Below are 6422 nucleotides of genomic sequence, written 5' to 3' on the forward strand. Positions count from 1 at the left end.
CTTCCAAAAGGAACAGACTTCAATAAAATTGATCAAAAACAACTACAGATAATACAGGACAAACTAAACAATAGACCTCGTAAAATTCTAGGGTACAATACACCTCAAGAAATGATGGATCTTGAACTAAAAAAATTATATTTGAATACTTAACTTTTTATAACGCTTTGTTGCGTTGAATCCTTGAATCCAGCCTTCAGAACTATATAATAAATCATTCCGAATTCTATTCTTCGACGAAATGTGGGAATATGAACGAACAATATCGGAATTGAATGAAAAATTGAAAACGGAAAAGAATAGTAATGCGTTTAATAATTTAGGAGTTGCTCATTTAGAAATTGGACAACTTGAAAAAGGAATTAAAAATCTTAATTTAGCGATTGAATTTGACAATCGGAATTCGATAGCTTACTCAAATCGTGCGGAATTGAATAAAAAGTGGAATAAAAAACAAGACGCTGAAAATGATTATGGAAAAGCACTTGAATTAAATCCAAACGACGCAACTTTTTGGAGATGTCGAGCTTATTTAAGAAAGGAAAATGGAGAATTAGAAAAAGCGTTATCTGACTTTATACAAGCAAAGAAAATTGAACCAAAGTTTCAACCGACAAAAAATGAAATAAAGGAATTGGAAAAAGAACTAGGAATTGAACGAAAAAATTGGATTGAAAAACTAATAGGGAAATAAAATACGTTGCCTAACATCGGTTAAGCGCAAATAGCGGGCATTCTGGTGAAAAGTATTAATTTAGAGACCAAGAAACAAACTACAAAGCCGACAAGTTCGCGTCCTTACTCCACGCTACTTGCCTTAACCAAGACCGTTGGCAGTAATTTTTAAGAATGACCTCAAATACAAGCAAGACATTAATAAATTCTAAAGGAGAAATAATATTCTTTGGACTTCAACATTTTCTAAATGATATTGCAAATGGAGATTGTTGTTTTATTTGTGGAGCGAACCCAAAAGATAAAGAATTTAATGATGAACATATTATTCCCGATTGGATTCTAAGAAAATATAATCTTCATAAAGAATTTATTACACTTCCTAATGGTACTAAATATAAATATGACAAGTACAAGGTTCCTTGTTGTAAAGAATGCAATACCCAATTAGGTGAAACCTATGAAAAGCCAATAAGGGAATTACTAAACAAAAGTTATGAAGAATTAGTAGTTGAACTTGAAAAAAATCCAAAAATTTCTCATCTATTATTTAGATGGTTATGTCTAATGTTTCTAAAAACACATTTAAAAGATAAATCCTTATTGGCTGAAAGAGATAGAAGAAAAGATGAAGGTTTTTTAGCTGACAATTATTATTGGGAGGATATGCATCATATACATTGTATTACTAGAAGTCATTTTACAAACGCAAAGATTGAAAACAATGTTTATGGTTCTACATTTATATTACCTGCATTGGCTATAGATCAGTTTGGCGGATTTGATTTTATAGATAGTCAAACAGGAAAAACTATTATGATTCAGCTGGGAGAAATTGTACTTATTGCTACCCTAAATGATTCTTGCGCAGCTTCGACAATTTTTATGGATCGAATGATGAAGATTAAATTTCCTGTATCACCATTTCAACTTAGAGAAATAGTTGCTCACTTAAATTTTATTAATTTAAGTTTAAAAGAAAGACCTGAATATATGTCTAATATAAATGAACAAGGTGAATATAAAATTCAAGCAGATTTACCAGAAACCTTATCTCTTTTAGACGAAAAAGATAGATTTGTATCTGTAGGTAAATTTCTCAGATATTATGTTGAGCCAATGATAGGAGAAATTGAAGAAAAAGAAAAAATACTAAAGGAAATCGAAGAAGGTAATCGCGGTTATTTGTTTGATGAAAATGGCGATTTTATAGATCATTCAATTTAAAAAAACTACAGCCAACATCGGTTAAGCGCAAATAGCGGGCATTCTGGTGAAAAGTATTATTTTAGATTCCAAGTAAAAAACAACTAAGCCGACAAGAACGCGTCCCTACTCCACGCTACTTGCCTTAACCAAGACCGTTGGCAATAATTAAAAATGAATGAGAAATTTATTGATTCTAGGAATAATTTTAAATTTATTAGCATGCAAAAAATCTAATCAAAATGGATTCACTGTAGATGTAAATGTAAAAGGTGACTATACTGGATATCTTTACTTAATAACAACCAAGAAACTTGATAGTTCTTTAGTCATAAATGGAAAAAGTAAATTTTCTGGTAGTGTAGATTTTCCGACAAGGGCTGGACTAATTACGGATACTGTTTCTGGATATGACAGAGATTTTTATTTGGAAAATACTGAGATTCAAATGGAAATTACTGTTACTAAAAAGGACTTCTATGACGGACCTTCAGACTGGATAATAATAGAAAAAGTCAAAGGAACAAAAACCTCTAAATTAAGAACGGAGTTTGAAAAATATCAAGCTATAAATTCTAAAAAAGAAAATTGGAGCGATAATTTATATACTAAGTTAGAGAATCTAATAATTGATAATGCAAATAATAGATATCCAGGGGATTTATTGGCGGAGATCTCTTCTGATTCAACATTAAGTAAAAATCAACTCAAGAACCTTTATCAAAAACTGAATAGGACAATATTAGATCCATATACTATTAAAAAATTAGAACGAAATATCTATCCTGAAAATATTTTAACAATAGGTGATCAAATATTTGATATTTCAGGTAACGATTATAAAGAAGAAAAACTTTCAACTAAAGATTTTAGAGGCAAAATTTTGTTAATTGATTTTTGGGCTAGTTGGTGTAAACCCTGTATAGACCAATTTCCTGAACTAGAAATTATGAATGAAAAATTCAAAAATAAAGGTCTTGTGATTTTAGGGATTTCTTTAGATGAGGATAAAAAAAGCTGGAAAAAAGCAATAGATAAACACAATTTATCATGGCAAAACATCTTTAGCGAAGAAGATTTAGCAGGTGAAATTTCTAAAAAATATGGTATTAATTCTATCCCTTTTAATATCCTAATTAGTGAAAAAGGAGTGATCATAAAGAAAAATGTAAACGAAAATGATTTGAAAGAAATTTTAATTCATTACAATGAAAGTTCGTAGTAATTTTAACTATAGCCAACATCGGTTAAGCGCAAATAGCGGGCATTCTGATGAAAAGTGCTATTTTAGACACCAAGTAAAAAACAACAAAGCCGACAAGAACGCGTCCCTACTCCACGCTACTTGCCTTAACCAAGACCGTTGTGAGCAATATGAAAAGAAGCATTTTAACTCTAACTTTACTTTTGATTTTGTCATGTGAAAAATCTGATTATAAAACGATTGATCTTGGCTCATTTGAAATTACTATACCTCAAAATTGGAAAGAATACAAAGCAAAAGGAATTGATAGTAATGTAGGTGGATTAATAACTAGCGAAAAAGATACTTTGATCTTTGATTTAGGATGGTATTCTGGAGATTTGACAAAAAACAATGAAATACTCGTGTTTGATAAAACTGAATATTCAGGATTATCTAAAAAACAAAAGAATAAATTAGAAAAGGTAAAACATTTGAAAGTCGATGATAAATTTACTGCTGCATATGACGCAAAAGAATATCTAAAATATAAATATACAAAAGACAGCATCGCTTGTTTTTCAGCGAAATTTATTAAGCCGACAAATAAGGGCTTTGGTGCGAGCGGAATTTATATTGACAGTTTAAAAGGTAGTAGAGAAACTCACAATAAAATATCAATGAGTTTTTATGGAAATGATTTATCGGAATCCACTCAAGCGGAATTTTTCAAAGCGCTAAAAAAAATAACATTTAAAGATTATTGCGAATAACATACTGCTCACAACATCGGTTAAGCGCAAATAGTGGGCATTCTGGTGAAAAGAGCTATTTTAGACATCAAGTAAAAAACAACAAAGCCGACAAGTTTGCGTCCCTACTCCCGCTACTTGCCTTAACCAAGACCGTTGTGTGTAATATAAACACAGCCTAACTAAGAACTCAAATAGAATATGAATGAATTACAATCTCTAAATGAAAATTTTAAAACGGACTTAAAAAAATTAAGAATTTTACTAATCATTCTGACTTTAATCCAAGTCGGATATATGATTATAATCTTTACGAATACAAAACTGTGGGTTAAACTTGACTTTGACTATAATGCGAACTGGCTGATATGGGGACTGAATCTAATTGTGGCTGGAATTTTTGTCTGGTTTAATTGGACAAGAATGCCGATTAAAAAAAATACGAAAACAAGCAATACGTTTATGATTTTGTTTTTAGGAATTATTGGAATGTGGTTATGGATTCCAAACAAACGTGAAATAAATAAACTGACTGAAAAATAAAAAATACTACACACAACATCGGTTAAGCGCAAATAGCGGGCATTCCGTTAAAATGTGATATTTTAGAGACCAAGTAAAAACCAACAAAGCTGACAAGTTCGCGTCCCTACTCCCGCCACTTGCCTTAACCAAGACCGTTGGGCACAATTTATTAAATGAAAGAAATTTTAACTAATCTTATTATTGGAATTCTTGGTGGATTTCTAGGAGGTATACTTGTATATTTTTATCAAAAAAGAACAGAAAAATCTGAAAGGAAAAACCAACTAAAAAATCAAATCGATTCAGAAAAGAAAATATTACCTAATGATTTTCTAAATTATATCGATATTGGTATGAATATTAATAAAATCAATGAATTAATTGGACTACCGACCTATTCTTTTGAAATTGATGACAGAGATATGATAACTGATGGTTTAAAAACTAATTTAAATTCATACTACTTTGAAAATTGTTCATTGAAAATTACCCACGATAATAATCAAGTAACTTCTTATATATTGCAATCCTTCCCAGATAGCAATATAGAATTTGAAATGCCAGATTCTGATTTTGACAAAACAATATTGGGAAAATTTGCAGTTGATTCGAATTTCGAGGAAATTAAAGAAATTATTTATGAGTCAAATTATAGAGAAAGTTGGTTTGGAATAGTTATGTATTTTGGGCGTAGAGGAAATTATTATGATTATTGTTATTATGGTGATTTAGCTAATTATAATAAATTATATGATGAGTTGGAGGTAAAAGATTTTATTGGTCATCTTATCACAGCTTATGGTGTTTCTTCCGATTCAAGATTGTTTCGTTATCATTCATATTATTAATAGCTTAAATGAATTATCCAAATAGTATAATATTAAACTTGGAGTAAAATAAACTATGCCCAACATCGGTTAAGCGCAAATAGCGGGCATTCTGATGAAAAATGTTATTTTAGAGACCAAGTAAAAACAAGCTAAGCCGACAAGAACGTGTCCCTACTCCACGCTACTTGCCTTAACCAAGACCGTTGGCAACAAGTTGAAAACAAAAAATGAATAATAGATTAAATTCTTAGGAAATAAAATCCAACTATAATATTTGAGGGTTTATCGACTATTGTATCTTTAGTGTAAATAATGATCAATAAATGAAAAATCTAAATGGCTGGTGAATCTAATATTTCGAATTTAATAAAAGGAATGACTCCAAAACTGAACGTTGGAGAATATGTCTTTTGTACAGTAAAAGACTTAAATAAGATTAATCGAGAAAGTACAATTTGTGAATTCAAAGAAATAGAAGGAACTACAATTGTCATTGAGAAAAGTAAAGCGGATAAACTTAATTTAAACTATGAATATGTTGCTTCCTGGATTACCCTTATGATTCATTCATCTCTTGACGCTGTTGGTTTGACAGCATCATTCTCAACCGAATTAGCTAAAAATGAAATTAGTTGCAATGTTATTGCAGGTTATTATCACGATCATATTTTCGTGGATAAAAAAGATGCTGAAAAAGCAATTAAAGTACTTAAGAAGTTATCTCAAAATAACTAAAAAAAAACCTGTTGCCAACATCGGTTAAGCGCAAATAGCGGGCATTTGAGTGAAAAGTGCTATTTTAGACATCAAGTAAAAAACAACAAAGCCGACAAGAACGTATCCCTACTCCACGCTACTTGCCTTAACCAAGACCGTTAGGCACAATTACTATAATTTTATAATTCAAATATGAAACACTACAAAATCAACTTTCTTATTCTTTTTTGTGTATCATTTTTTTATACTTCTTTAATTCATTCACAGAACGATGAATTTAAAGTAGAAGTATTTCAGAATGGGAAAAATCTGAAATTGAAAAAAGGTAAATACAAATTAAAAAAGGAACCATTCAAGTTTAGAATTACATTATTAAATTCTGATCATGTCTATGTATCATCTTCTTGGGGAAATTACTATTATGATTATCCAGGAGATGAAAACATTTTTGAATGTAATGACAAAGACTTTTTAAAGGATTGTCGATTCGTTGCTATAAAAACAGGAAACGAGGATAAATTTAATGTTAACAAA

8 protein-coding genes are annotated in these 6422 nt (G+C 30.2%); all 8 read left to right on the forward strand.

The features are described 5' to 3' along the window. Nucleotides 1-283: 283 nt before the first annotated feature. Nucleotides 284-694, forward strand: a complete 411-nt coding sequence (locus tag I130_RS12065; RefSeq protein ID WP_198012054.1) for a tetratricopeptide repeat protein — start codon at nucleotides 284-286, stop codon at nucleotides 692-694. A gap of 155 nt (nucleotides 695-849) precedes the next feature. After that, entirely contained in the window at nucleotides 850-1902 is a 1053-nt protein-coding gene (locus I130_RS12070) for a hypothetical protein (protein WP_034923435.1), read from the forward strand. 157 nt (nucleotides 1903-2059) lie between these two features. Next, on the forward strand, nucleotides 2060-3103 hold the full coding sequence (locus tag I130_RS12075; protein WP_034923438.1) for a TlpA disulfide reductase family protein: 1044 nt from the start codon (nucleotides 2060-2062) through the stop codon (nucleotides 3101-3103). 152 nt (nucleotides 3104-3255) lie between these two features. After that, a complete protein-coding gene (locus I130_RS12080) occupies nucleotides 3256-3837 on the forward strand; it encodes a hypothetical protein (protein ID WP_034923441.1) in 582 nt (193 codons plus the stop codon). 180 nt (nucleotides 3838-4017) lie between these two features. Beyond that, a complete protein-coding gene (locus tag I130_RS12085; protein ID WP_034923444.1) occupies nucleotides 4018-4359 on the forward strand; it encodes a hypothetical protein in 342 nt (113 codons plus the stop codon). A 155-nt stretch (nucleotides 4360-4514) separates the two neighbouring features. Continuing rightward, a complete protein-coding gene (locus I130_RS12090) occupies nucleotides 4515-5189 on the forward strand; it encodes a hypothetical protein (RefSeq protein ID WP_034923447.1) in 675 nt (224 codons plus the stop codon). A 318-nt stretch (nucleotides 5190-5507) separates the two neighbouring features. Beyond that, nucleotides 5508-5906, forward strand: a complete 399-nt coding sequence (locus I130_RS12095) for an ACT domain-containing protein (protein ID WP_034923450.1) — start codon at nucleotides 5508-5510, stop codon at nucleotides 5904-5906. 174 nt (nucleotides 5907-6080) lie between these two features. Next, nucleotides 6081-6422, forward strand: a 342-nt coding sequence (locus tag I130_RS12100) for a hypothetical protein (RefSeq protein ID WP_034923453.1), incomplete at its 3' end; no start/stop codon positions are given.

This window comes from Gillisia sp. CAL575 (assembly GCF_000403785.1).
In the GTDB taxonomy this organism is placed as follows: Bacteria; Bacteroidota; Bacteroidia; order Flavobacteriales; family Flavobacteriaceae; genus Gillisia.

Bases quoted from the DNA above. Each gene is read 5' to 3' on its own strand.
- I130_RS12075 (WP_034923438.1), top strand. From the start codon at position 2,060: ATGAGAAATTTATTGATTCTAGGAATAATTTTAAATTTATTAGCATGC.
- I130_RS12085 (WP_034923444.1), top strand. From the start codon at position 4,018: ATGAATGAATTACAATCTCTAAATGAAAATTTTAAAACGGACTTAAAA.
- I130_RS12080 (WP_034923441.1), top strand. From the start codon at position 3,256: ATGAAAAGAAGCATTTTAACTCTAACTTTACTTTTGATTTTGTCATGT.
- I130_RS12095 (WP_034923450.1), top strand. From the start codon at position 5,508: ATGGCTGGTGAATCTAATATTTCGAATTTAATAAAAGGAATGACTCCA.
- I130_RS12070 (WP_034923435.1), top strand. From the start codon at position 850: ATGACCTCAAATACAAGCAAGACATTAATAAATTCTAAAGGAGAAATA.
- I130_RS12090 (WP_034923447.1), top strand. From the start codon at position 4,515: ATGAAAGAAATTTTAACTAATCTTATTATTGGAATTCTTGGTGGATTT.